Raw genomic sequence first — 19,346 nt, forward strand, 5'->3', positions numbered from 1 at the left:
ACGGCGGCGATCTGGGCGGGGTCGTCGACGATCGCGATCTCATCGCCCGCCACACGCCGGAACATGGCCTCAGGGCTGAGGCCGGAGAGGAGGGTGTGAACGCGCCGGCGGGTCAGGCGCGCGATCTCGTGCGGGCCGAGCTGGTACTCGCGCTGGAAGTCCGCTTCGATCGCCCACCAGTGCTCGCGGATGGCGACTTCGAGGCGGCTCGGCGGGCGGCGCGGTTGCTCGCCAGCGCTTTTCCCGGATCGTCGCTGGTGACAAGCTCGTACGCTTCCGTGAACGTGATGTCCCGGCCGGAGCCTTGGACCATGCCCCACATCAGCGCCGTCATCAGCCCGACAGGGCCGATACCTGCGTCGCACCACTGCTTGAACACCCCGTCGCCGTACAGCATGGTGACGACCTCGTCGAAGTCCTCTGCCTTGGAATCGGCGGACAGGCTTTCTGCCAGGTCCTGAAGGAGGAACGGCACGTCCGTCGGAACGCGGACGGTGACCCCCTCGATGTCCTCGGTGCGGCCGCCGAACTGCTCCCGCTTGAAGTCCTCCCAGGACTGGTTCTTGCGGGCGGTCATCAGATGGCCACCGTGGTCGACGGGCCGGAACGGGTGACGGTGACGGACCAGGACGCCTTGTCGTTGTTGCCGCCGCCCTGGTCGCCGAGCTGCCACGTCGACGCGGCCCACACGGTCCAGTTCGTGGCGCCCGGGGCAGCGAACCGGAAGCCGGTCAGGGAGTCGTCGCCGAGGCGCGCGGCCTGGAGCTCCGCAAGGCTCTGCGCCGGGTCGAGGGCGCCGGTGGACGGGTCGACGAGCCGGAACCCCTCCAGGCTCATCGACATGCCTTCCTGCATGTTCTGCGTCTCGGCGCGGCCGTTGCTGCCGAACGTGGTCGTGTCGGTCGCCTCGTACTCGTGGCTGAGGGAGAACGTGTTGATGCCGCCCTCCGTCGCACCGTTCAGCGCGGTACGAAACTCGGTCCAGGTACCAGGGTTGAGGAAGTCCTCGATCTGGAACCGGACATCCCTCGCGTTATATTTCGTGGCCGCCATTTCATCCTCCAGGCATGACGAAGGCCCGCCGCCGAAGGGGCTGCGGGCCAGTGGAATGGGGGTGGTTCAGGGACGATGGGCCGTCGGCTGACGGATCTCCATACGGAAGTTGCAGACATGCTCGAAGCGCTGGTTCCCGTCGACGCCGAGCGCCTCGGGAGCGCCCTGGAGGCTGACTGACAAGATCAGGTTCGTGCCGTCCGGCAGGATGACCGGGCCGAGGCCGTGCAGCGCCGAGTAGATCGCCGTACAGCGGCTGCGTGAGACCCGCGGATCGGGTGTCCCGCGGACGCGTACCTGTACGCGCGGCTCGCTGTAGGGGAGCAGGCTGTCAGGCTCTGCCCCGCCGTCGTAGACCGCGAGGACCACGGCCTCACCGGGAGTGGACGGCATCATCTCGATGAAGCAGTCCCCGGTGACGCCTGCGGAGTCGTAGGTGACGATCCCGCGCTCGGCAAGGTAGCGGGCGAGGCCGTCGAGGAGGTCGGGGTCATCGGCCACGGAACCACCTCCGGAGGTCGACGGCCATGAGCTGCAAAACAACGTCCCGGTTGCGGTTCATCGCCTTCTCCAGGTACTTGGCCTCTCTGCCCGGCAGGTGCTTCCAGGTCAGCTCCTCGTGCTGCCGGCGGGCGTACACCGTGTCGTAGCTGATGGCCCCGTTCAGCCCGTCGCGGATGACGCGGCCGGAGCGTTCGAGGGTGCCCTCGTCGAGGGGCACGATGCGGTTTGACTCGGTGAGGACGTGCTCTAGGCCGCGCTGCAGGCCCTCGCCCGCGAGGCGGCGGCCGCGGGCCGTCCACTGCTGGCGGGCGTTCCCCGGCCGGAACCGTGTGTACTGCGTCATGCGAGCTGCACCTCGACATGGTCCGGGGTCGGCATCCCCCCGCCCGACCGCTCCAGGCGGGCGATAACGGTGGTCTGCCGGCCGTCGGGGAGGGTGACTCGGGACTCCGGCGGGCAGACCAGGCTCGGCCGGGCGTAGAACGTCGACGACGACACGACCTCGCGGCCCGTCTTGTCCCGCACCGTGCGCGTCTGCTCGTCGAGGAAGCACTGCACGGCCACCGGGGCGCCGTACAGCGGGCTGTACGCGCTGGACCCTGCGTACGGCTCCACCGTGACCGTGTGCCCCAGCATCCACGCCGGGATCACGGTCAGCACGAGACCACCAGCCCCAACAGGAAGATGTCCCGGGTGAGGTCCGGGGAACGCAGCGCGTCCCAGACCCCCGGGGCGATCTGCCGGCCGGGCGCCTCGTCTCCGGAGGTCGCGGTCACGGACCGGCGGAGCTTCACCGTTCCGATCTCCACGTCGCCCCAGCCGACCGCGGCCGCGCCGGTGACGTCGCCGACATCGACACCCCACTCCACCTGCGCGCACGTGGCGTCCGCGAATGCAGCGGCCACGCGCGCGTTGGTGGGCAGGCCGTCGTCGTCGACGTCGTACCAGCACAGCCGCAGTACCTGAGCGTCGAGGAACGCGGAGGCGCGCCGGAGACGCACCTCGATGTCCGCCGGTGCTGGGGTGACCCCGGTGTACGTCTCGTACTGGGAGCTGGTCGCGTAGACCCTGGCCACGACGACCACCTCCCTCAGGCGCTGACGCCGACGATGACGACGTCGTACGTGACCGTGGTGGAGCCGGCCGAGTTGGCAACCTTGATCAGGTCGCCGGTTCCCGCCGTGACCACCATGCCCGTTGCATCGACCGGGCCGGACATCGCGCAGAACGACGCGCCCGGCCGGAGCGTGATCGTCCCGGCGGCGTTGAGGAGCCCCACCCAGTCGTTCGAGGCGTTCGCCCCCACGATCACGTTGTTCGTGTTCCCAGACGCGGCCGAGATCGCGATGAACTTGATCCGGGCGAACGTGATCGCAGCCCCGTACGCGTCCGTGAGGACGCCCGCGAGGTCGAGGGTCTCGTTCGCCGACGCGTTGAGCGTTCGCCGGTCGTGGAAGACGAGGTCCGCCTTCCCCGCGCCGGTCCCACTCTCCAGGTGCACGCCACGGCGGAAGTCGAGCGGATCCGCAGCGGTGGTGAGGTCCAGAGCCTTGGTGCTCCGAACGCTGGCGCTGATCCCAAAGTCAGAGGTCACGGGCATCAGCCCTCACCGCCGTACAGCTCGATGAGGTCGGCCTTGGTCGACCCCTCGGCATCCTCCGGGTCCGCGCCCTGGGCGACCGCCCAGCCGACCCAGTCGGCCTTCGGCGCGTTCTTCGCGGGCGCCTCGGTGGGAGGTGCGGGCACGCCGTCGTCAGCCTGCTCGACGTACGGCGTGCCGTCCTCGTTGACCCTGCGGAGCAGGCCCTTGGTGAGCCGGTCCGCGATCGATTCGGGGAGGGGAAGGTCCATCGGGTGGACGCCTCCGCCTTCCCCTCGCACGTAGATCGTCTCGGCCATGTCAGGTGTTCCTCGGGACCTTCAGGACAGCGATGGTGCCCGTCGTCGTGGACGACGTGATCATCAGGCTGCCGTCGTTCTGGAGGAACCGTCCGGACTCGAACGGGCCGATGAAGTGCGTCGTGCCGAACGCGACCGACACGGCGAGGTCGCCCTGCCCTGCGGCGAGCGCGGGCGGGTTGTCGCCGGCCTTGACCGTGATGGTCAGCGCGGTGTCGTCGTCGTTGTTGAGCACCCGCAGAATCGTCAGCTCGGGTACGGCGTTGGCGATCCGCATGTCGTTGGTCGGCGCAGCGACGAGGGTCGTGCCGGTCGGGTTCGCCACACCGCTGTTGGGCGGCAGGTTGGTGTACGTGAGTGCGGTGGTTGCCATGGGTCAGCTCCGATCAGGTCTTGGACGCGACGAGGGTGGCGAGGTGGTCGGGGCGGATGACCTTCGCGCCGTACAGGTGCAGGCCCTTGACCGCGTCCGAGAACGACGACTCCGGGCGGTACGCCTCGGTCTTGTTGATCTGCTCCGCGTAGGAGATCGCCTGCGGCACGCCCGCCTGCACGACGAAGTCGTCGCCGGTTGGGTTCGGAGCCTGGTTGGACTGGGCCAGGTTGAAGCCCAGCGCGCGGCCGATGAAGCCGTTGCGCAGCGGCTCCGTGCTGCCGGACGCGGACGCGTCGAGGAACTTGTTGTTCTCCAGGAGCAGGGAGAAGAACCACGGCGGGGCGATGAGGTACCGGCCCTCCTCGGGGATGTCCGCCTCGTCCATGCGCAGCTTCAGGAGCCGGATCTGGGTGTAGGCGAGGTCCGCGGAGGTGACCGCCACGGTGCCGAGCTGGTTCGCGGCCGCGGTCTGCGTGTACAGGCCGGCGACGTGCGAGTCGGCGACGCGGGCGAGCTGGTAGGCGGCCCGGTTCATGGCCTCGGGCATGACGTTGCCCTTGGCCTGGCGGGCGTCGACGTCGTCGACCTTGAACGCGAAGTACTTCGACTGGTCGACGGTCAGCGTGCGCTGTGCGTCGGTCAGCTCTTCGGGGGTGATCGTGGTCGAGTTCGGCGTGTAGGTGCCGATCGTCGGGTCGGAGATCGACGTGATCCGGACGGTGTCGCCGGCCTCGGCGATCTCGCCCTCGTAGTCGCGGTTCACGACGCCGGGCTGTGCGTAGACGAGCCGGGTCCGGAGCGCGACAAGCAGGCGCGCACTCCAGATTTCCGGCCGGAAGCGGGTGATGGCCACAGGGGCCTCCTTCTGGGGTTAGCCGCCGAGCAGGTTCCGCAGGAGCCCCTTGTCCTGGGCTTCCACGATCTGTTCGGGCGTCATGCGGGTCAGGTCGTCCTCGGTCAGCTGCCGAGGTTCGGAGCCGCCTCCACCAGAGAGGTCAGCGCCACCGCGTGCCGGGCCAGCCGGCGTGGCGGAGAGGGAAGGGTTGGCGGCCACAGCCGCCTTTGCCGCGGCCACCAGGGCGGCGGAGTCTGTGGGGTCGATGTCCTTGACCGAGTCGAGGAACGACACGGAGTCGCGGAGTGCGGCAGGGTTGGCGCCGTGCTCGGCCGCGGTCTCGTAGAGGGCGGCGCGCAGGAGCGCGGTCTGGCGCTCGGACTGCGCGGCGATGAGGCTGGCTTGCAGCTGCTCCGGGTCGGGCTTGTCGCCGAGCTTGATGCCGGCGGCCTTCAGCTGGTCGAGGAGCCCGTTGTACCGGGCGTCCTGCGCCTGCTCGGACTCGCGGAGCTTGGTGCGCCACCCGGCGTTCTCCTTGCGGAGGCTGTCGACGTAGGCGGCGTCGTACATCTTGGGGGTCTGCCCAGGCTGGTCTCCGGGCTGTCCGGAGGGCTGTCCGCCCTGGTCACCGGCGGGCGGTGTGCCGCCGTCCGGAGTGGATCCGGAGGCGCCGCCGTCCCCTCCGTCGGCATAGAAGACCGGGGAGAAAGGGGTACGGCCGTAGGGGTGGGCCCAGCCGGCCGTGTGCGTGCGGGCGAGGGTGCGGGTGTGCATGGGTGCCCTCCTGGGGCGGGTGGGGGCCCGCACCAGGCGGGCCGGGGTGTCAGCGCGCGGGGTGAATCTGCTCGCGCGCGGGCTTGCGACGAAGGTCCGGGTGGGCGGCCACGTGGTCGCGCTGGGCGGCCTGCCACTTGCGGACGAACGACCCGGCACGCCGGCGGGCTGTCTCGTCCATCGCAGCGGCCTGGACACGCTTCCAGCGGCGGATGTGTCGCTCGATCTCCCGCTGCCGCTGCGTGTCCTCGTAAGACGTGCCCGGGGTCGGGTGGTGCGGCGGCCGCGTGGTCACCCCGGGCAGGTACGCGCCGAGACTGTGACGGCAGTTGGGGTGGAAAAGGCCGGCGGCGCGGGCCTCGACGAGGCTGCCAGCGACGTGCACGGCGACCGTGGTGCGGCCGTGGTCGCGCTCGTTCGGCAGGCGCACCGTGTGCGGCCCGGGCTGGGCGCCGAGGGTGAGGATCTCGCCCTCCCACGGCCGGCACAGCGGGCATTCGAGAGGCGCGTCCGACACGATCACGAGCCCGACGCGGATTTCGGCGAGGGCGTCGATGTGGCCCTCGATAGCGGCCCGTGCGGTCACAGACCGGATGGCCATCTCCGCGTATGACGCCATGTCCCAGTTCCGGTCGGCGGAATCGACGAAGCCGGTGACGCCCGCGGCGGCGAAGTCGTTGAGCGCCCGTTGTGATGCCTGGCGGCGGGTGACGCCGGTCAGGAGCTGGGTTCCGGCCGCGCGGCCGATGATCCGCCGGTAGGTGTCGACGACGGCTCGGGTGATTCGCTGGTACAGCGGCCGGGTGTCTTCCGCCATCGACGCGGCGAGCCGGTCGACCGCAGGCGCGTTGGGGACGGTGTCGCGGGCGACGAGCTCGCGGCCGATGTCGAGCGCGCCCAGTTCGGCTACGGCGGCCTGGCGGCCGCGGTTGTACGCGGTCACCAGGGCGCGCCGTACGGCCCCGTCGGTGTCCTGCTGCAGCGCCTCGGCGACCTGCTCGACGGCCGCGCGGAGGTTGCCGATGGACGCGAGTTTCAGCTCGGCCCACCGCGGGCTGTCGATGTCCGCCTCCAGAGCCGCGGCAAGCAGCTCCAGCAGCGCACTCTCGGCGTCCTGGTAGAGCAGCCCTACCTCATGGGCGAGATCCTCCGCCATCGCTGGGGAAACCGGCATCGCTGGCCCCCTCTGCTCCGGTCAACGTGGGATCGGCGACCATGCGGCCGGACTCGGCGAGGATCGCGTCCGTCTCCTTCTGGACGTCTGCGTCTTCCCAGTCCGGGTGCTGCATTTTCACCAGCGTTTCGGTGGACGCAGCTTCCGCGCGGCGCAGCAGTTCGACCGTGGTCGCGATCGTCTGCGGGTCCTCGGATACGGAGTCGCCGAACTCGATGTCGGGCTTCTCCACCGTCACGCCCGTTTGGTACACGGCCTTATCGATCGCAAGAAGCGCCTCGACGGCTTCGGCGAGCGCCGGCCGCCAGTACACGATCTTCCGGTTGCGGGTCGTGAACGACTGCCGCTCGCGGGCCACAACCTCGGTCGCGGTGACTGCGGCCTGACCCTGCTCTCCGAACGACTGGGCGGAGTAGCCGGCGGTGCGAAGGATCTGCTCCACCAGGTCCTGGGCGGTGTCGCGGTGCTCGGCCACCCGGATCGCGAACTGAACGGGCGTGATCATCGCGGAGTCCCCGGAGCGGGGGAGCATGTTCAACTCCGAGTACACCTCGCGCTCCGCGTCGAACGACGCGGCCTGGCCGGGACCGTTGGACTGAAGGTACGAGCCGGGGACGATGATGCGGGCCTTGCCGAGGTGCACGTCCCGCATCCACGACGAGTACACCTCGTCGAGGGCGTCGAGGAGCGGCTCCGCCCCGGCGATGTCCGGGCGGCCGAGGTGCGCCGCTGCAGGGTTGCCGCGCCACAGCCGGTTGGGGCGCATGTTCGGCACGTACACGGCCGTCAGTTGGGTGATGCCTGTGGCGATGCCGTCACCGGACGGTCCGAGGACCGTCGCGAGGCCCGCGGTGGCAGGGTGGCGTGTGAGATCGACCTTCTGCCCGAGCTCGTCGCGGGTTCCCTCGTACAGGCCGTGGAGGATGAACCCCGGCTCGTGGCGCTCCAGGTGCCGCACCACATGGTCGCCGTCGGCCTCCAGGACCCGCCAGAACGTGACCGCCGCCAGCCGACCCCACTGCCATTCGGGGACGGCGTGCGAGGCGGGGTGCGCGTCGAGCCACGGAGCGGTGTACCGCTCGCGGTCCCACACGACCCGCAAGTACACCCCGCCCAAAGCGGCCGCGAGTTCGCCGGCTTCCAGGAGCGTGCCGTGGAGGCCGTCATCGACGAGCTCTTCCAGGCGCTTGTTCGTCGCGTCGTCCGGGCCCTTGACGGTCGGAGGCTCGGAGAACAGGAGCGCCGAGGAGGTCACCGCGATGTCGGACGCGAGCGGCACGTGAAGCTTCGCCCGGCGCTCACCAGCGGACGGCCGGGAGCCCCAGAACCAGCGCTCTACGGCGCGGCCGACGGCACCGCGCCAGCCACCGCGCTCGGAGGCGAAGAACCCGGTGCCGCCGGGGTCGTAGCCGGTCATGCCGCCGTACACGGAGGACAGGGCGTTGGGGTCGCCGCTGTACCAGGCGTCCCAGACGGTCATGCGGTCGCGGACGACGTCGAGTTCGGCCGGCGGCCAGGCGCCGCCTGTGGGCAGGGGCATCAGGCACGCTCCCTCTCCATCAGCAGGTTGGCGATGGCCAGCCACGAGCAGGCGAGTTGGTCGAGGCGCTCCATGAGGACCAGGTTCGTTTCGGTCTCGGCGGCCTGGAGCAGACGCGTGGCGCTCTGGAGCGCTTCGTCGACGGTCATGCGGCCACCTCCATCAGGGTCGGGATGTGCGGCCGCCACAGGGCCTCGGTCGTGCGCACCCCGTACCTGAGGGCGTCGCACGAGTGGTCTTCGAGCTTGATCGGCTTGTCCTCGCCCTTCTCGGCGGCCTCGTCGTCCCAGGAGTAGCCAGGAAGCTCGTCGATGAGGCCGGTACATGAGGCGTGGATGCGGAGCCGGTCGGCGGCGAGCAGGCCAGCGACGCCGCGGATGCCGTCGAGGACGGTGTTGTCGGCAGGCATGACGCTGGGCGTGTTGTCGCGGTGCAGCTGCTCGATGAACGACGCGGCCGAGGGGTCGACGATCGTCCACTCCGGGCGGACGCCGACCACGTTCCCGGCCTGCGGGTGCGGGACTGCGGCGAGCCAGCGGCGGCGGGCGGCGGAGTACTCGGCGTCGGTGAGCTGCTTGCGGGCGGCGCGGGAGTCGTGTCGGTACTCGCTGACGACGTAGAGGCGTTGGTCTGCGCCGAGGCCGATGAGGAGGTCGGCGAACGGGTTGACGGTGCCGTAGTCGATGGCGTCGCACAGCCAGCGGGTGATGTGCGGGATGTTCCGGACGACGTGCTGTTCGGCGTCGAACATCTCGTAGATGGCGCCCTCGGACTGGACCCAGTGTCCGAGGATGAACCTGCGGTACCAGAGGCCGACGTACTCGGCCTTCAGGGATGCGACGTACTTGGGGTCGAGGGCGGGGTTGTCGTCGAGCTGGAACTGCCACGACCTGAGGTCGAGGTCACCCTGCCGGTTGATGAACTCCTTGCGGAGCCAGTGCCCGGGGTTGTCGGGGTTGGTCGTGGCGAACAGGCGGGCCCCGGGGACGCTGAGGCGGCCGAGGAGTTGGTTCCAGAACCCGCGGGGTACGAGTGTGGCCTCGTCGACGTATGCGAGGCACGCGGTGAGGCCACGGAGGCGGCCTTCCGCGCGGGAGTCGGCGGCGCCGATGAGGTGCACGGTGCGGCCGAGGATGACGGCGGTGGTCGCTCCCCGGGTGTGCTGTACGAGGCGGGCGACGGGGCCGAACAGGGCTTCGTCCTGGAGGGGGTCGAGGACGTTGCGCTCGATGGTCTGGAGGGAGCGGCCAACGATGATGATGAGGCCGGACGACGGCGCGGCCGCGATCGCGATCAGGAACGCGATCAGGCTGGCGATCGTCTTCCCGGACCGGATCGCGCCGTGCCAGACGTTGATACGCGCGGTCGCGTGGGCGATCGAGCGGACCTGCTTGGGCGACAGGGGCAGGGAGTCGAGCATCATTCCTCCCCGGTGTCGTCCTCCGGGGGGCCTGCGGCTTCCAGGAAGGCGTTGCCGAGGGAGGTGAGCAGCGACGTGGCGGCGCTGATGCCGGGGTCGCCTGCTGCTGCTTCGAGCTTGTGGGCGGAGGTGATGGCGTTGCTGATGTTGCCCATCAGCGAGCGCCGGTCCTGCGCGGGCAGCCGATCGGCCCGGTACCGGACGGCCTTGCCGGCGGAGACTTCGACCATGTCGTACGAGCCGCTGCGGCGGAGGTAGTCGAGTTCGTCCTCGGCGACCTCGTACAGCCCTTCGAGGATGCGGGCCTTGCGGGCCTCGGCGTCGGCTTTGCGGGCTTCGGTGGCGACGGCGGTGGCGGTGCGGTCGAAGGACAGGCCCATTTCGTCGGCGAGGACGCTGACGGTGCGTTGTCCGCGGCCGATCTGGCGGGCGATTTCGTTGCGGCCGAGGCCCTGCGCGTGGAGTTCGCGGACGCGCTGGCGGTCTTCGTCGGTGACGGGGGGATGCTGTCCGCCCATTCGGTCACCTCCGGGCATGAGGAAGGCCCGTCCGCATCGGGGGGAGGTGCGGACGGGCCGGTCGGTGTGGGGCGGCGGCTACGGGCCGAGGAGGCGGGCTTTCTGCGTCTCGAACTCGGCCTCGGTGAGGACGCCTTGGTCGCGGAGCTGCGCGAGTCGTGCGAGTTCGCCGGCGATGAGGTGCTGTCCGTCGGGGGAGGGCTGCTGGCCGTGGGGCTGGGTCTGCTTGGCCCAGGACGGTGCGGCTGGCTGCGGCTGCTGGGGCGGTACGGGCGCGGCCTGCTGCGGTGGGGCGTACTGCTGCTGCGGGTACTGCTGCGGGTACGTCGGGATCCGCGTCACGGTCTTGCGCCCCATCATGGCGGCGATCGGCCATCCGGTGATGGCCCAGATCCCGCAGGTGCAGACGGTGAGGACGATGTGGAGCGTGTGGTTCGCGCTGCGCTTCTCGACGATGCGTTGAGTCATGTGCCACCCCTGGTTGCCGGTGAGGGGCATCGTGGCACGCGCGGTGTGGGGTTGTGGGGGAAATGCAAAGGCCCACCGGATTGGGGGGCCGTGGTGGCTTCTGGGCACGCCGGAAGCGCCTTCAGGATGGGGCATCGACGCGGGTTTTGCAACTAGGTGCAGGAAGAGGGGAGCCCCGCCGGGCCGGGCGCTGTTCCGGCGGGGCGGGGCTGGGGGCCCGAGTAGCGGCGGGCATCAGCTGCAATCGGATCTGAAGGCTGATAGGTCCACGGTACGGCGGGAGACTGACAGCGGCCTACAGGCGTCCTGTGCCGCCGTAGCGCGGGGACTTGCGCAGCTGCTCCATGGACTCGGCGAACGGGCGCATTGCCTCCGCTGCGACTTCCAGGGCGATAGTGGCCTGATCGGCGAGCTGCTGGCGCCACGGTGGGAGTGCGGGGCGTGTGGCGTGTCGGCCCAGCTGCCGTGTCGCGCGATCAACGGACGGGTACGGGCGATAGCTCATGGGGCTCATCATCCCTTCTTCGGAGGCGGCGGGGGAGGTGTCTGCGGCTTCTGCGCGGCCTTCGTGGCCTCGTTGCGGTCGCGGAGTTCGCCGATGGACATGGAGGTCTTGAACTTGCCCATGAGGGCCTCCTACTTGGTCACGGTGTGGCGGTGGTGGGTTTCGGAGAGGTCGTAGACGGTGGTCCCGGCCTGGCCGGTGTGCTCTACACGGAACCCCTTCTCGGGCCCCTCTCCGCCACCGTTGTTGGCGTTGGTGTTGGCTGCCTCTGAGCTGCACAAACAACGCCCAGAAGGGGTCGCCTCGCAGCCGGGGGAGGGGGCCGGGATGTCGTCCTGGTGCACGCCGGGCCCGTTCTTCCCGTCCGCACGCACCCCCGCCCGGACGGGTACGCCGGCTTCCTCCAGGAGCGCGCGGACGGCCTTCGTGTCGGGCAGTCCGGCGGCGTCCTTCAGGCTGGTGAGGAGGACGTGCTGCCCGCCGTTGCCGAGCTGTTGGAGGACCGGCACGATGTCCGGCTGCTCCTCGGCCTCCGGCTGCTCCTCACCGCCCGTACGGCGCCCGGCCACCCAGCCGTGCACCTTGCGGACAGCGGCGGAGGTGGCCAGGCCGGCGGCGTAGTAGGCGGTCTCGGGCACTGCGTAGGCGATGCACCCGCCGATGCCGACGGCGACGACGAGGAGGCAGCCGGCGGCGGCGCGCTCCTTACGCTGCTCCCCCATGTCCGGCTCTGGGGCGGCCTGCTGGTCGCTCATCAGAAGTAGCTCGTGAAGAAGGCGCCAGCAGCGTTCGTGGCGGAGCCGAGGGGAACGGCGGCGATGCCAGCGATGGTGCCGGAGAGGGCGAGCAGGGCGCCGGAGAGGGCTCCGAGGAGCAGCTTGCCGCGCGGGACGCGCTTCCCTGCCCACAGGAGGAGGCACACGAAGGCGACGGTGACGAGCAGCAGGACCACGTAGCCGCCGGATTCGAGAACGACCGGCGTGGCGCGGGTGACGTTGCGGTCCTCTCCCCCGACGCCCCAGACCAGGCCGACGAATCCGGCAGCGTTGCCCGCCCAGATGGCCAGCCACGTGACGACGCCGAGGGCGGAGACGGAGTTGTAGGCGGAGAGGGCGGCGAGCATCCCGTAGAGCAGGGCGAACACGAAGGGGACCAGGGCGAGCCAGCTGCGGCCCTGGCGGAACCACCAGTGAATGGCGAAGCCGACGATGATGGCGAAGCCGCAGGTAACTCCCCCGAGGCTGATCACGGTGTACGGCATTAGTTGTATCCCCCGGTCATCTTGCCGCGGGCGCGGCGGACGGCTGCTCCGACGGACGTCTCTTTGGCGTCGGGCCGGATCGCGAGGATCGCGCGTACGGCGATCTCGTTGTCGGGTGTGATCGCGACCTGCTCGCGTGCGAGGTCGGCGATGCTCGGCTGTTCGCGATCGGTGATCGGGCTGGTCGCGGGCGGTGCGAGGGGCGGCTGTTCGCCTGTGCTCGCGATCGTGATCGGGGGCTGCTCGGGCGTGATCGGGGCGATCGCGATCGGTGCTCGACGGGCGAGCTCGCGTCCCTTCTCCTGCCGGGCGAGCTCGATCTCGAAGTCGACGGACACGTCGGCGAGGAGGCGCTCGGCGGCCATCTCACGGCGCCGGAGCTCGTGCCGGTGCCGTTCCTCCTCGAAGGCCATGGCGCGTCGTTCGTCGGCGAGCTGGGCCCGGTCGGCGTCGGTGAGGGCGGCAGGGTCGCGCATGTCGGCGAGCGCGAGCAGCCATACGACCTTCGCGCCGAGGGGGAGGAACGGGCCGGCGGCGGCCATGGCGGGGGCGTGGCGGTCGATGCCGTGCCAGGCGAGGAGCGCGGCGACGGCGAGGAGCGTTACCCAGCCGATGGCGGGGACGAGGTTGCGGCCTCGGAGGGGGATGTGGACGCCTCGGGCTTCGGCGACGATGACGGCGGCCCAGATGATGTCGGCTCCGGCGGCGACGGTGACGCCGATCCATCCGGCGCCGAGGAGGTCGACGAGGCTCCATGTGGTCCAGGCGAGGCTGGCGGCGGAGAGCGCGACCGCGGGGACGAGGAGCGGGGTGGGGACGTGGGTGCGCATCAGGCGGTTGCTCCCTCGGCGATGAGGCGGAGGCGTGCGGCGTATACGTCGCGGGTGTCGCCGTGCCGGATGGGCGGGAGGGATTCGACGAGGGCGCGCTCGACGCGCTCGGCGTAGGCGGAGGAGCCGTAGGCCGCTTCGGTGACGACGAGGGCCTGCGCGAGGACGAGACGCTCGTCGACGACGTGGGTGGCGTGCTTGGCGGTGAGCCGGTCGGCGAGGGCGAGGAGCAGAAGGTAAGTGCGGTCAGCCACGGCGAGCACCGGCGGGGATGACGCAGATGGTGTCGAGGAAGCTCGGGTCGGCGATCCGGACGATGCGGGTCGGGTGGCCGTCGCGGTCGGTGACGGTCCACTCGTCGATGTGCTCGCCGTTCGCGCGGGCCTCGTCGATCGCCTTGGTGGTGGCGCTGACGGTGTCGACGCCCCAGCAGGTGCCGTGGTTGTCGAAGTTGACGACCAGGCGCTCGGGCATGGGGATGAAGGTGGGCGCGGCCGGGTGGCTGGTGGGCGTGGTCGCGGCGCGGGTACGGTGCTGCATGGCTGTTCCTCCTGGTAGGCAGGTGGGATGGCGGGCCCCGGCGGGAGGTGCGAACTCCAGCCGGGGCCGTTGTGCATACGGACGGAGATGGGCTCCGTGCCGTTGTGTAGTCACGCTACACGCGTGTAGTCTTCCTACACAAGACGGCTACGAGGATCCGCCTCCCGAATCACCGGAAGGACGGACGTGGAGGACCAGGCAGAGGAGGTGCAGCGCGTGCTCGACGCGATCGACGCCATCGCCGCAGGAGCGCCACCCGCGGTACGGGCCAAGCGGCTCACGGAGATGCTCAGTTCCGTTCAGGAGCGAGTCCGGCAGGAAAGGCAGCTGGCCGTTCGGGAGATGCACGAGGGCGGCATGACGTACCGGCAGATCGCGAAGGAGCTGGATATCAGCTTCGGGCGCGTCCGGCAGATCCTTGCCGAGGACACTGCACCGCCGGCCGAGTAGCCGCGCACGCGAAGGCCCCCGTCCGGATCGTGTCCGGCGGGGGCCTTCGTGCTGCCCGGGGTCAGGCCGCGACGACACCACGTTCGGACCAGATCGCCCCGCAGCCCTGGCACCGCGCGACCGGGAGCGCGCCTGCCCCGCCGTACACCTCGATCGTGCCCCCACACGGGCACGGATGGGCCGCGGTGAGTTCGCGCCGGATGTCAGCGAGGTCGAGCGCAGCCTCGATGCGTCCGAGGGCACCCGTGGCGACACGGTCGATGTGCCGCTGCTCTGCCTCGGAGAGGGGCCTGAACGGGCCGCCACAGCCCTCTACGCGCCCGGACAGCCACAGGGCAGCCCGGGCGGCTGTACGGCCTGTGTCGTGGCGCCAGCGGCGCGTGTCGTCGGCGTCCTTCCGTGCGGCCTCGGCGCGGCGGGCCCGGTCTTCCCAGTAGACGCGGTCGGCGCGCGTGCGGGCGTAGGCGGCGCGGGCTGGGGCCGGCGGCTGCATCGGGGTGCGCTGAACGGAGCGGGCGATGCGGTCGGCGGTGTCGACGAGGGCGGCCTCGACGGCGCGCATGGTGTCGAGCACGCGCAGGTTGACGGGGACGGGCCGGGCGCCGATCTGGTCCGGGTTCCGCTCCAGGGCGCGCAGGGCGGTCGCCTCGGCGGCGTCGTGCTGCTCCAGGGCGGCGAGGTAGTGGCGGAGGCCGGCGGGCGGCCATGTGGGGGCGGTGGGTGCGCCGAGGGCGTCGTTGAGTGCGGGCCAGAGTTCGGCGATGCGGTGGAGGGTGGTGGTGGTCATCGTGGCGCTCCGTGTGCTGGGTGGGGCGGTACGGTGTGGTCACCGTGTGGGGCGTGCTGGCCTGGGGAGGTCGTGGGCACGCCCCACTGCTGTGCGGTCAGTCGTCGGCGCCGCTGTGGCAGATGCAGTCGCAGGTGACGAGGTAGATGGTTTCGCCGTCGTCGGTCTGGTCCTGGTTCGGGTAGTCGCAGCAGGGGCCTGGGGTGAAGGCGGTCAGCTCGGTCATGTCTGTTCCTGGTGCTCGTCGAGGGCGTTGCGGATGCCCCGCGGCTTGGGATGGTCGACGAGGGCGTCCTCGATGCGGCTGCACGTGTTGGCGGCTGCGTCGCTCCAGGCCGCAGGTTCGTTCTCGGCTTCGTAGTCGGCGATCTCGGCGCGGCGTTCGGCGAGCACCTTGCGGACGCGTTCGATGGCGGCCTGGTCCTTCCCGGCCTGCCCGGCGAGGGCGACGTGTGCGCGCTTCAGGGCCGCGAGTTCGGCCTCGGCCTGCTTGGCGCGCTGCTCGGTGGTCTGCCATGCCTGCCCGTATGCCTCTGCTCGGCGTTCGTTGGCGTCGCGTTCGGCGTACAGCTGGTCGAGGGCGTCGCTGGTGATCGTGTCGACCGTGTACCGGACGGGCTGCTCCGTGGGTGTGGCGCCCCGGAGGGAGTGCCAGGCGCGGTTGATGACCTCGCGGCATTCGGTGGTGCACGCCTGGGTGCAGGAGTCGAGGACGCACTCTGGGGTGTTCGCCGTCCCGGGGCACTGGAATACCTTGCGGCCGACCATGACCTTGTGGGTGGGGTGGGGCCGGGTACGGCCGCAGTGCTCGGCGGTGCTGGGCTGGTTCATCGTGTTCTCCGGGGTGGGTGGGTCCAGGTGCCGCAGGGGAGGCCGGCGAGGGTGATGGTGAGGGCGACGAACGCGATGGTGGCGATCATCGGGTGTCTCTTCGCGGTGTGAGGCCGAGGACGATGGCCGAGGTGCAGGGCCACTGAACGGGGCAGCGGGCGCACTCCACTGTGCGGAGCTTGCCGTTCGTGTAGACGTCCATCGGCTCGTGGCCGAAGTCCTCGGTGCTGTTTGCGGGCTGGCGGTCGGCGTGGATGGTCATCGGGCGCGCTCGCGGATGCGGTTGCGGGTGTAGCCGACGAGGCCGAGGACGGCCCCGAAGGCGAGCGAGGCAGCGCAGTACCAGCCGATGCCTTCGAGGACGGTCAGGAAGGTGCTCACGGGGTCTCCTCGACGGCCCAGGTGGTCGTCTCCCGGACGAGGCGGAACGTCGCGTCAGGGCGCTGCTTCCGGCGCCCGGCCAGGTACTGGGCGACCAGCTCACGATCGGGGCGGACGAGGCCCGAAGACATCCATCCGTCGACGTCGAGGAGTTCGATGCGCCATCCCTCGCGCGGCGGGTGCGCCTCCTCGTCGGCGGGTTGTGCTTCGGCCGGCTGCCCGACAACAGGCGCGGGCTCGTCGGGCCCGAGGCAGATGTGGCCGACGGGGAAGGGTGATCCGCAGACGCCGCAGGTGTCGGGCTGCTCGGTGGTGGGGGTCTGTCCGGCGGCCTGACGGGCGGCGCTGCGCTTGGGCATCCACTCGCAGGCGCAGCCGTCCTCGCAGCCGTAGATGCTGTGCTCGTCGGCCGGGTGCTTGCAGCGGCACGCCTTGGCGGCCTGACGGGCGGCGTCCCGGACCGCGAGCACCGCATCCGCGGCGACCTCCGCCTCTTCCATGGTCAGCTTGATGGGCCGGCCAGCCCTCGCGAGGCGGAGGACGGTGGGCCCGAACCGGATGCGGAGCCGGTTGCGGATGGCGTGGGCGTATTGCTCGCGGAGATCGGCGGGCTGGTCGGTCACGGGTTGCTCCTGGTGTCGGTACGGTGGGGTCCAGGCCCGCCCCCTTCGCCGGGGCGGGCCGTTGTGCGTCACGAGACGGGATCAGGCGGTCTTGGGCTCGTGGAAGGTCCACCAGCCGTCGTAGCCGTCGGGGAGCGCCGGGTAGGCGGCGAGCATCGGCCGCAGGAGCGCAAGATGCTCCTCGATCGTCGTGGGGTGCTGTGCTCCCCAGTAGCGTTCGCCGTCCCAGCGGCCGTCGCAGTCGCCGCCGTACCGGCCGTCGGTGTGCCGCTCCACGAACTCGCGGCCACTGGTGGGCTGCTGCTCCTGGAAGTCCCAGAGGGTGCCGACGCAGGCGACAGTGACGCCCTGGCGGCGGCGGAACCAGGCGCCGTCGATGCGGCCGTCCCAGAAGTGGTGTCCGTTCGCGCCGTCGCGCCGGGTGGTGCGGAGGCTGTTGAGGTCGATGGCGTAGGGCTTCTGGGAGATCAGGAAGCGGTCGGTGCGGTGCACGGTGGTGGTCCTTTCGTGTGGGTGGGGTGGAACCGGATGGGCGGTCAGGCGTCTTCGAGGACGTGGTCGATGAACTCCTGCTCGTCGGTGGCTTCGCGGTCGTGGCAGCGGACGCAGAGGCGGGGCTGGTGGTGGCGGCCTTCGATGCGGGCGAGGCACCAGCGGTCGTCCATGTCTTCGAGTCCGGCGATGTGCATGGCGGCTTCGTCGAGGCGGACGCGGCCGATGAGTTCGATGCAGTCGTGGATGGGCTTGTAGGCGAAGAGGGGCCGGGTCTGCTTGCAGCGGGTGCAGCGGCCTTCGGGCGGGGTGGCGTCGGGCATGTGTGGCTCCTGGGTCAGGCGGCGGGGGTGCCGGTGGTGGGGTCGCAGCCGATGTGGGTGGTGTATCCGCGGGCGGCCCAGTCGGGGTTGATGGGGGTCTCGCAGACGTCGCAGAGGGGCTTGTTGGGGGACGTTCCCTCCCCGTCCCCCCTCCTAGAGGGGGGTGACGGGGGAACGGAGGGCGTTCCTGGTGTTCCCTCGGTGTTACCGGGGAACGTTTGACCTGCGTCTTTACCGTCCCTTGACCCGTTCCGGGGAACGTTCCCCGGGAACGTCTCCTGGAACGCGTCGGGGGAACGTTCCGGGGAACGCTGTGCAGCCTGTGCCTGGCGGGCCTTGACGATGCGCGCGACCTTCTCGGATCCGGCCGGGATCTGAAGCTCGGCGAGCTTGCCTTTGACGATGCGGTTGCCTGCGTCGAGGGGCACGTTGTGCTGTGCGAGGACGGCGATGATGTGCTCGTCGGAGCCCGGGGTGGCTGCGGGGGCGTCGGTGGTGTCCCATTCCATGACGATGTGGCGGGTGCCGCCGTGGGCCCAGTTGTCGCCGTCGCGGCGGGCCTGGCGGACGAGGGAGAACTGGTCGGGGCCGATGCCGGTGCGGGTGTGGGTGCGCTTCAACGTGAGGGCGCCGCCGCCGAGAGCGGACAGTTCCCACACGTGGTCGACGTCCTGGGTCTTGGCGGAGGAGCCGCGGGCGCCGCGCTCGGAGTCCTTGCCGCGGTGGTCGAGGCGGACGGAGCCGATGCGGTCGCGCTTCAGCGGCAACAGGGTGTGGCGGTAGAGGGACAGCCAGGTGTCGGCGTCGTTCTCGGGCCCGCTGATGAAGCGGGACACGGTGTCGATGACGACGAGTTCGGCGTGGGTGGCCTTGACGAGGGACAGGAGGTCCGCGCCGCCGCCGGCGGTGTCGAGGGGGCGGACGGGCGGGAAGCTGGCGTAGGCGAGCTGGCCCATGTTTCGCGGTCCGGCGCCGAACGACAGGAACCGTTCCTGGACCTGCTCCTGACCGTTCTCGGCGTCGAGGTAGAGGATGCGGACGGGGTCCTGCGGCTTGTCGCCGAGAAAGCTCTGTCCGGTGGCCATGCGCCACATCCACTCCTGCGCAAACAGGGACTTGCCGGCCTTACCGTCGCCGACGACGGTGATCTGCTGGCCGGGCGCCATGAGCTTCCCGGGCAGGAGCTGAACGCTGCCGAAGTCGGTGGCGAAGAAGACGCCCCAGTCGAGGAGGGCGGCGGTGAGGTGGGACGGGCCGCGGCCGGTGGACTCGCGGAGCTGCTCGCCCTGGTGGAAGTCGGCGAGGAGCGCGTCGAGTTCGTCGCCGGACGCTCCGCGGCCGATGGCGGCCTTCAGGGCGTTGGCGTGGGCGTCGTAGCGGCGCTCGCGGGCCTTCTCGTAGATCTGCTGGGCGAAGTGGGGGGCGTTGCTGGCGGGGAGGTATTCGGCGCCGAGGCGGTAGATGAGCTGCCCGTTGTCGACCTCGTTGAGGCGGCCGGTGCGCTCGATTTCGGCGCGGATGAGGGCGGGGTGGGGTGGGGTGCCTGCGGCGATGAGGCCGGCGACGGTGTCCCAGACGAGGCGGAGAGCGGGGCTGTAGATGTCGTCGCGGTCGATGATGGCGGCGCACGCGTTGTAGGCGTCGGCGTCGTGCATGACGGCGCTGATGACCAGTGCTTCGGCCTCGGCGTCGTGGGGGGCGCGCAGGTTGAGGCCGTCGGGGTCCGCCTGGTGCGGGAAGTGGCGGACGTTCTCCACGGGCT

32 protein-coding genes are annotated in these 19,346 nt (G+C 70.6%); 1 reads left to right on the plus strand and 31 read right to left on the minus strand.

Features of this window, described 5'->3' with window-relative positions; translation table 11 throughout:
- Positions 1-112: 112 nt before the first annotated feature.
- The 22 genes from AB0D99_RS31905 to AB0D99_RS32010 all read right to left on the minus strand — a co-directional run bounded on the left by AB0D99_RS31905 (position 113) and on the right by AB0D99_RS32010 (position 13,697).
- Positions 113-577 (minus strand): hypothetical protein, encoded by a 465-nt coding sequence (locus tag AB0D99_RS31905; protein ID WP_362370262.1) that lies wholly within the window; start codon positions 575-577, stop codon positions 113-115.
- Positions 577-1,053: a hypothetical protein gene (locus AB0D99_RS31910; RefSeq protein WP_362370265.1), complete on the minus strand. Its 477-nt coding sequence runs from the start codon at positions 1,051-1,053 to the stop codon at positions 577-579. The genes AB0D99_RS31905 and AB0D99_RS31910 overlap by 1 nt, the downstream gene beginning before the upstream one ends.
- A gap of 66 nt (positions 1,054-1,119) precedes the next feature.
- Positions 1,120-1,554, minus strand: coding sequence for a minor capsid protein (locus AB0D99_RS31915; protein WP_362370268.1), 435 nt, complete (start codon positions 1,552-1,554; stop codon positions 1,120-1,122).
- Entirely contained in the window at positions 1,544-1,900 is a 357-nt protein-coding gene (locus AB0D99_RS31920; RefSeq protein WP_362370271.1) for a minor capsid protein, read from the minus strand. The genes AB0D99_RS31915 and AB0D99_RS31920 overlap by 11 nt, the downstream gene beginning before the upstream one ends.
- Positions 1,897-2,217 carry a hypothetical protein gene (locus AB0D99_RS31925; protein WP_362370274.1) on the minus strand — a complete coding sequence of 107 codons (321 nt, stop codon included), beginning with the start codon at positions 2,215-2,217 and terminating at the stop codon, positions 1,897-1,899. The genes AB0D99_RS31920 and AB0D99_RS31925 overlap by 4 nt, the downstream gene beginning before the upstream one ends.
- Positions 2,211-2,633, minus strand: a complete 423-nt coding sequence (locus tag AB0D99_RS31930; RefSeq protein WP_362370277.1) for a hypothetical protein — start codon at positions 2,631-2,633, stop codon at positions 2,211-2,213. The genes AB0D99_RS31925 and AB0D99_RS31930 overlap by 7 nt, the downstream gene beginning before the upstream one ends.
- A gap of 14 nt (positions 2,634-2,647) precedes the next feature.
- Entirely contained in the window at positions 2,648-3,151 is a 504-nt protein-coding gene (locus AB0D99_RS31935) for a hypothetical protein (RefSeq protein ID WP_362370280.1), read from the minus strand.
- A 5-nt stretch (positions 3,152-3,156) separates the two neighbouring features.
- Positions 3,157-3,456, minus strand: coding sequence for a hypothetical protein (locus tag AB0D99_RS31940; RefSeq protein WP_362370283.1), 300 nt, complete (start codon positions 3,454-3,456; stop codon positions 3,157-3,159).
- 1 nt (position 3,457) lies between these two features.
- Complete coding sequence (locus tag AB0D99_RS31945) at positions 3,458-3,829, minus strand: hypothetical protein (RefSeq protein ID WP_362370285.1); 372 nt, start codon at positions 3,827-3,829, stop codon at positions 3,458-3,460.
- Positions 3,830-3,842: 13 nt separating this feature from the next.
- Entirely contained in the window at positions 3,843-4,685 is an 843-nt protein-coding gene (locus tag AB0D99_RS31950; protein WP_362370288.1) for a P22 coat protein - protein 5 domain protein, read from the minus strand.
- An 18-nt stretch (positions 4,686-4,703) separates the two neighbouring features.
- Positions 4,704-5,441, minus strand: a complete 738-nt coding sequence (locus tag AB0D99_RS31955) for a hypothetical protein (protein WP_362370291.1) — start codon at positions 5,439-5,441, stop codon at positions 4,704-4,706.
- A gap of 49 nt (positions 5,442-5,490) precedes the next feature.
- On the minus strand, positions 5,491-6,615 hold the full coding sequence (locus AB0D99_RS31960; protein ID WP_362370294.1) for a phage minor capsid protein: 1,125 nt from the start codon (positions 6,613-6,615) through the stop codon (positions 5,491-5,493).
- Positions 6,575-8,155 carry a phage portal protein gene (locus tag AB0D99_RS31965; RefSeq protein ID WP_362370297.1) on the minus strand — a complete coding sequence of 527 codons (1,581 nt, stop codon included), beginning with the start codon at positions 8,153-8,155 and terminating at the stop codon, positions 6,575-6,577. Before AB0D99_RS31965 ends, AB0D99_RS31960 begins: the two co-directional genes overlap by 41 nt.
- Positions 8,155-8,304 carry a hypothetical protein gene (locus AB0D99_RS31970; protein WP_362370300.1) on the minus strand — a complete coding sequence of 50 codons (150 nt, stop codon included), beginning with the start codon at positions 8,302-8,304 and terminating at the stop codon, positions 8,155-8,157. The genes AB0D99_RS31965 and AB0D99_RS31970 overlap by 1 nt, the downstream gene beginning before the upstream one ends.
- Complete coding sequence (locus tag AB0D99_RS31975; RefSeq protein ID WP_362370394.1) at positions 8,301-9,575, minus strand: PBSX family phage terminase large subunit; 1,275 nt, start codon at positions 9,573-9,575, stop codon at positions 8,301-8,303. Before AB0D99_RS31975 ends, AB0D99_RS31970 begins: the two co-directional genes overlap by 4 nt.
- On the minus strand, positions 9,575-10,093 hold the full coding sequence (locus AB0D99_RS31980) for a helix-turn-helix domain-containing protein (RefSeq protein ID WP_362370303.1): 519 nt from the start codon (positions 10,091-10,093) through the stop codon (positions 9,575-9,577). The genes AB0D99_RS31975 and AB0D99_RS31980 overlap by 1 nt, the downstream gene beginning before the upstream one ends.
- A gap of 78 nt (positions 10,094-10,171) precedes the next feature.
- Positions 10,172-10,561: an SHOCT domain-containing protein gene (locus tag AB0D99_RS31985; RefSeq protein WP_362370306.1), complete on the minus strand. Its 390-nt coding sequence runs from the start codon at positions 10,559-10,561 to the stop codon at positions 10,172-10,174.
- 636 nt (positions 10,562-11,197) lie between these two features.
- Positions 11,198-11,821 carry a hypothetical protein gene (locus AB0D99_RS31990; protein ID WP_362370309.1) on the minus strand — a complete coding sequence of 208 codons (624 nt, stop codon included), beginning with the start codon at positions 11,819-11,821 and terminating at the stop codon, positions 11,198-11,200.
- Entirely contained in the window at positions 11,821-12,327 is a 507-nt protein-coding gene (locus AB0D99_RS31995) for a hypothetical protein (protein ID WP_362370312.1), read from the minus strand. The genes AB0D99_RS31990 and AB0D99_RS31995 overlap by 1 nt, the downstream gene beginning before the upstream one ends.
- Complete coding sequence (locus AB0D99_RS32000; RefSeq protein WP_362370315.1) at positions 12,327-13,157, minus strand: hypothetical protein; 831 nt, start codon at positions 13,155-13,157, stop codon at positions 12,327-12,329. The genes AB0D99_RS31995 and AB0D99_RS32000 overlap by 1 nt, the downstream gene beginning before the upstream one ends.
- Positions 13,157-13,411, minus strand: coding sequence for a hypothetical protein (locus AB0D99_RS32005; RefSeq protein ID WP_362370318.1), 255 nt, complete (start codon positions 13,409-13,411; stop codon positions 13,157-13,159). The genes AB0D99_RS32000 and AB0D99_RS32005 overlap by 1 nt, the downstream gene beginning before the upstream one ends.
- Positions 13,404-13,697 (minus strand): hypothetical protein, encoded by a 294-nt coding sequence (locus AB0D99_RS32010; RefSeq protein ID WP_362370321.1) that lies wholly within the window; start codon positions 13,695-13,697, stop codon positions 13,404-13,406. The genes AB0D99_RS32005 and AB0D99_RS32010 overlap by 8 nt, the downstream gene beginning before the upstream one ends.
- Before the next feature lie 186 nt (positions 13,698-13,883).
- Here AB0D99_RS32010 and AB0D99_RS32015 point away from each other — a divergent pair, with 186 nt between their 5' ends.
- Positions 13,884-14,147 (plus strand): sigma factor-like helix-turn-helix DNA-binding protein, encoded by a 264-nt coding sequence (locus AB0D99_RS32015; protein WP_362370324.1) that lies wholly within the window; start codon positions 13,884-13,886, stop codon positions 14,145-14,147.
- A gap of 61 nt (positions 14,148-14,208) precedes the next feature.
- Here AB0D99_RS32015 and AB0D99_RS32020 read toward each other — a convergent pair whose 3' ends face one another.
- The 9 genes from AB0D99_RS32020 to AB0D99_RS32060 form a co-directional block, all read right to left on the minus strand.
- Positions 14,209-14,934 (minus strand): hypothetical protein, encoded by a 726-nt coding sequence (locus tag AB0D99_RS32020; protein ID WP_362370327.1) that lies wholly within the window; start codon positions 14,932-14,934, stop codon positions 14,209-14,211.
- Positions 14,935-15,031: 97 nt separating this feature from the next.
- Entirely contained in the window at positions 15,032-15,160 is a 129-nt protein-coding gene (locus AB0D99_RS32025; RefSeq protein WP_362370330.1) for a hypothetical protein, read from the minus strand.
- Positions 15,157-15,765: a hypothetical protein gene (locus AB0D99_RS32030; RefSeq protein ID WP_362370333.1), complete on the minus strand. Its 609-nt coding sequence runs from the start codon at positions 15,763-15,765 to the stop codon at positions 15,157-15,159. Before AB0D99_RS32030 ends, AB0D99_RS32025 begins: the two co-directional genes overlap by 4 nt.
- An 85-nt stretch (positions 15,766-15,850) precedes the next feature.
- Positions 15,851-16,027 (minus strand): hypothetical protein, encoded by a 177-nt coding sequence (locus tag AB0D99_RS32035; RefSeq protein ID WP_362370336.1) that lies wholly within the window; start codon positions 16,025-16,027, stop codon positions 15,851-15,853.
- A complete protein-coding gene (locus AB0D99_RS32040; protein WP_362370339.1) occupies positions 16,024-16,146 on the minus strand; it encodes a hypothetical protein in 123 nt (40 codons plus the stop codon). The genes AB0D99_RS32035 and AB0D99_RS32040 overlap by 4 nt, the downstream gene beginning before the upstream one ends.
- On the minus strand, positions 16,143-16,769 hold the full coding sequence (locus tag AB0D99_RS32045) for a hypothetical protein (RefSeq protein ID WP_362370342.1): 627 nt from the start codon (positions 16,767-16,769) through the stop codon (positions 16,143-16,145). Before AB0D99_RS32045 ends, AB0D99_RS32040 begins: the two co-directional genes overlap by 4 nt.
- A gap of 81 nt (positions 16,770-16,850) precedes the next feature.
- Positions 16,851-17,261, minus strand: coding sequence for a hypothetical protein (locus tag AB0D99_RS32050; RefSeq protein ID WP_362370345.1), 411 nt, complete (start codon positions 17,259-17,261; stop codon positions 16,851-16,853).
- Positions 17,262-17,305: 44 nt separating this feature from the next.
- Positions 17,306-17,584 carry a hypothetical protein gene (locus AB0D99_RS32055; protein WP_362370348.1) on the minus strand — a complete coding sequence of 93 codons (279 nt, stop codon included), beginning with the start codon at positions 17,582-17,584 and terminating at the stop codon, positions 17,306-17,308.
- A gap of 14 nt (positions 17,585-17,598) precedes the next feature.
- Positions 17,599-19,341, minus strand: a complete 1,743-nt coding sequence (locus tag AB0D99_RS32060; RefSeq protein WP_362370351.1) for an AAA family ATPase — start codon at positions 19,339-19,341, stop codon at positions 17,599-17,601.
- Positions 19,342-19,346: the final 5 nt, after the last annotated feature.

It is taken from the genome of Streptomyces sp. NPDC047971, from assembly GCF_040653355.1.
GTDB lineage: Bacteria > Actinomycetota > Actinomycetes > Streptomycetales > Streptomycetaceae > Streptomyces.

Bases quoted from the DNA above. Each gene is read 5' to 3' on its own strand.
- AB0D99_RS31990 (WP_362370309.1), bottom strand. From the start codon at position 11,821: ATGAGCGACCAGCAGGCCGCCCCAGAGCCGGACATGGGGGAGCAGCGT.
- AB0D99_RS32055 (WP_362370348.1), bottom strand. From the start codon at position 17,584: ATGCCCGACGCCACCCCGCCCGAAGGCCGCTGCACCCGCTGCAAGCAG.
- AB0D99_RS32000 (WP_362370315.1), bottom strand. From the start codon at position 13,157: ATGCGCACCCACGTCCCCACCCCGCTCCTCGTCCCCGCGGTCGCGCTC.
- AB0D99_RS32030 (WP_362370333.1), bottom strand. From the start codon at position 15,765: ATGAACCAGCCCAGCACCGCCGAGCACTGCGGCCGTACCCGGCCCCAC.
- AB0D99_RS31940 (WP_362370283.1), bottom strand. From the start codon at position 3,456: ATGGCCGAGACGATCTACGTGCGAGGGGAAGGCGGAGGCGTCCACCCG.
- AB0D99_RS31965 (WP_362370297.1), bottom strand. From the start codon at position 8,155: ATGCCCCTGCCCACAGGCGGCGCCTGGCCGCCGGCCGAACTCGACGTC.
- AB0D99_RS31905 (WP_362370262.1), bottom strand. From the start codon at position 577: ATGACCGCCCGCAAGAACCAGTCCTGGGAGGACTTCAAGCGGGAGCAG.
- AB0D99_RS31945 (WP_362370285.1), bottom strand. From the start codon at position 3,829: ATGGCAACCACCGCACTCACGTACACCAACCTGCCGCCCAACAGCGGT.
- AB0D99_RS31960 (WP_362370294.1), bottom strand. From the start codon at position 6,615: ATGCCGGTTTCCCCAGCGATGGCGGAGGATCTCGCCCATGAGGTAGGG.
- AB0D99_RS31910 (WP_362370265.1), bottom strand. From the start codon at position 1,053: ATGGCGGCCACGAAATATAACGCGAGGGATGTCCGGTTCCAGATCGAG.
- AB0D99_RS32020 (WP_362370327.1), bottom strand. From the start codon at position 14,934: ATGACCACCACCACCCTCCACCGCATCGCCGAACTCTGGCCCGCACTC.
- AB0D99_RS31980 (WP_362370303.1), bottom strand. From the start codon at position 10,093: ATGGGCGGACAGCATCCCCCCGTCACCGACGAAGACCGCCAGCGCGTC.
- AB0D99_RS31970 (WP_362370300.1), bottom strand. From the start codon at position 8,304: ATGACCGTCGACGAAGCGCTCCAGAGCGCCACGCGTCTGCTCCAGGCC.
- AB0D99_RS31920 (WP_362370271.1), bottom strand. From the start codon at position 1,900: ATGACGCAGTACACACGGTTCCGGCCGGGGAACGCCCGCCAGCAGTGG.
- AB0D99_RS31995 (WP_362370312.1), bottom strand. From the start codon at position 12,327: ATGCCGTACACCGTGATCAGCCTCGGGGGAGTTACCTGCGGCTTCGCC.
- AB0D99_RS31985 (WP_362370306.1), bottom strand. From the start codon at position 10,561: ATGACTCAACGCATCGTCGAGAAGCGCAGCGCGAACCACACGCTCCAC.
- AB0D99_RS32025 (WP_362370330.1), bottom strand. From the start codon at position 15,160: ATGACCGAGCTGACCGCCTTCACCCCAGGCCCCTGCTGCGACTACCCG.
- AB0D99_RS31955 (WP_362370291.1), bottom strand. From the start codon at position 5,441: ATGCACACCCGCACCCTCGCCCGCACGCACACGGCCGGCTGGGCCCAC.
- AB0D99_RS32010 (WP_362370321.1), bottom strand. From the start codon at position 13,697: ATGCAGCACCGTACCCGCGCCGCGACCACGCCCACCAGCCACCCGGCC.
- AB0D99_RS32035 (WP_362370336.1), bottom strand. From the start codon at position 16,027: ATGACCATCCACGCCGACCGCCAGCCCGCAAACAGCACCGAGGACTTC.
- AB0D99_RS31975 (WP_362370394.1), bottom strand. From the start codon at position 9,575: ATGCTCGACTCCCTGCCCCTGTCGCCCAAGCAGGTCCGCTCGATCGCC.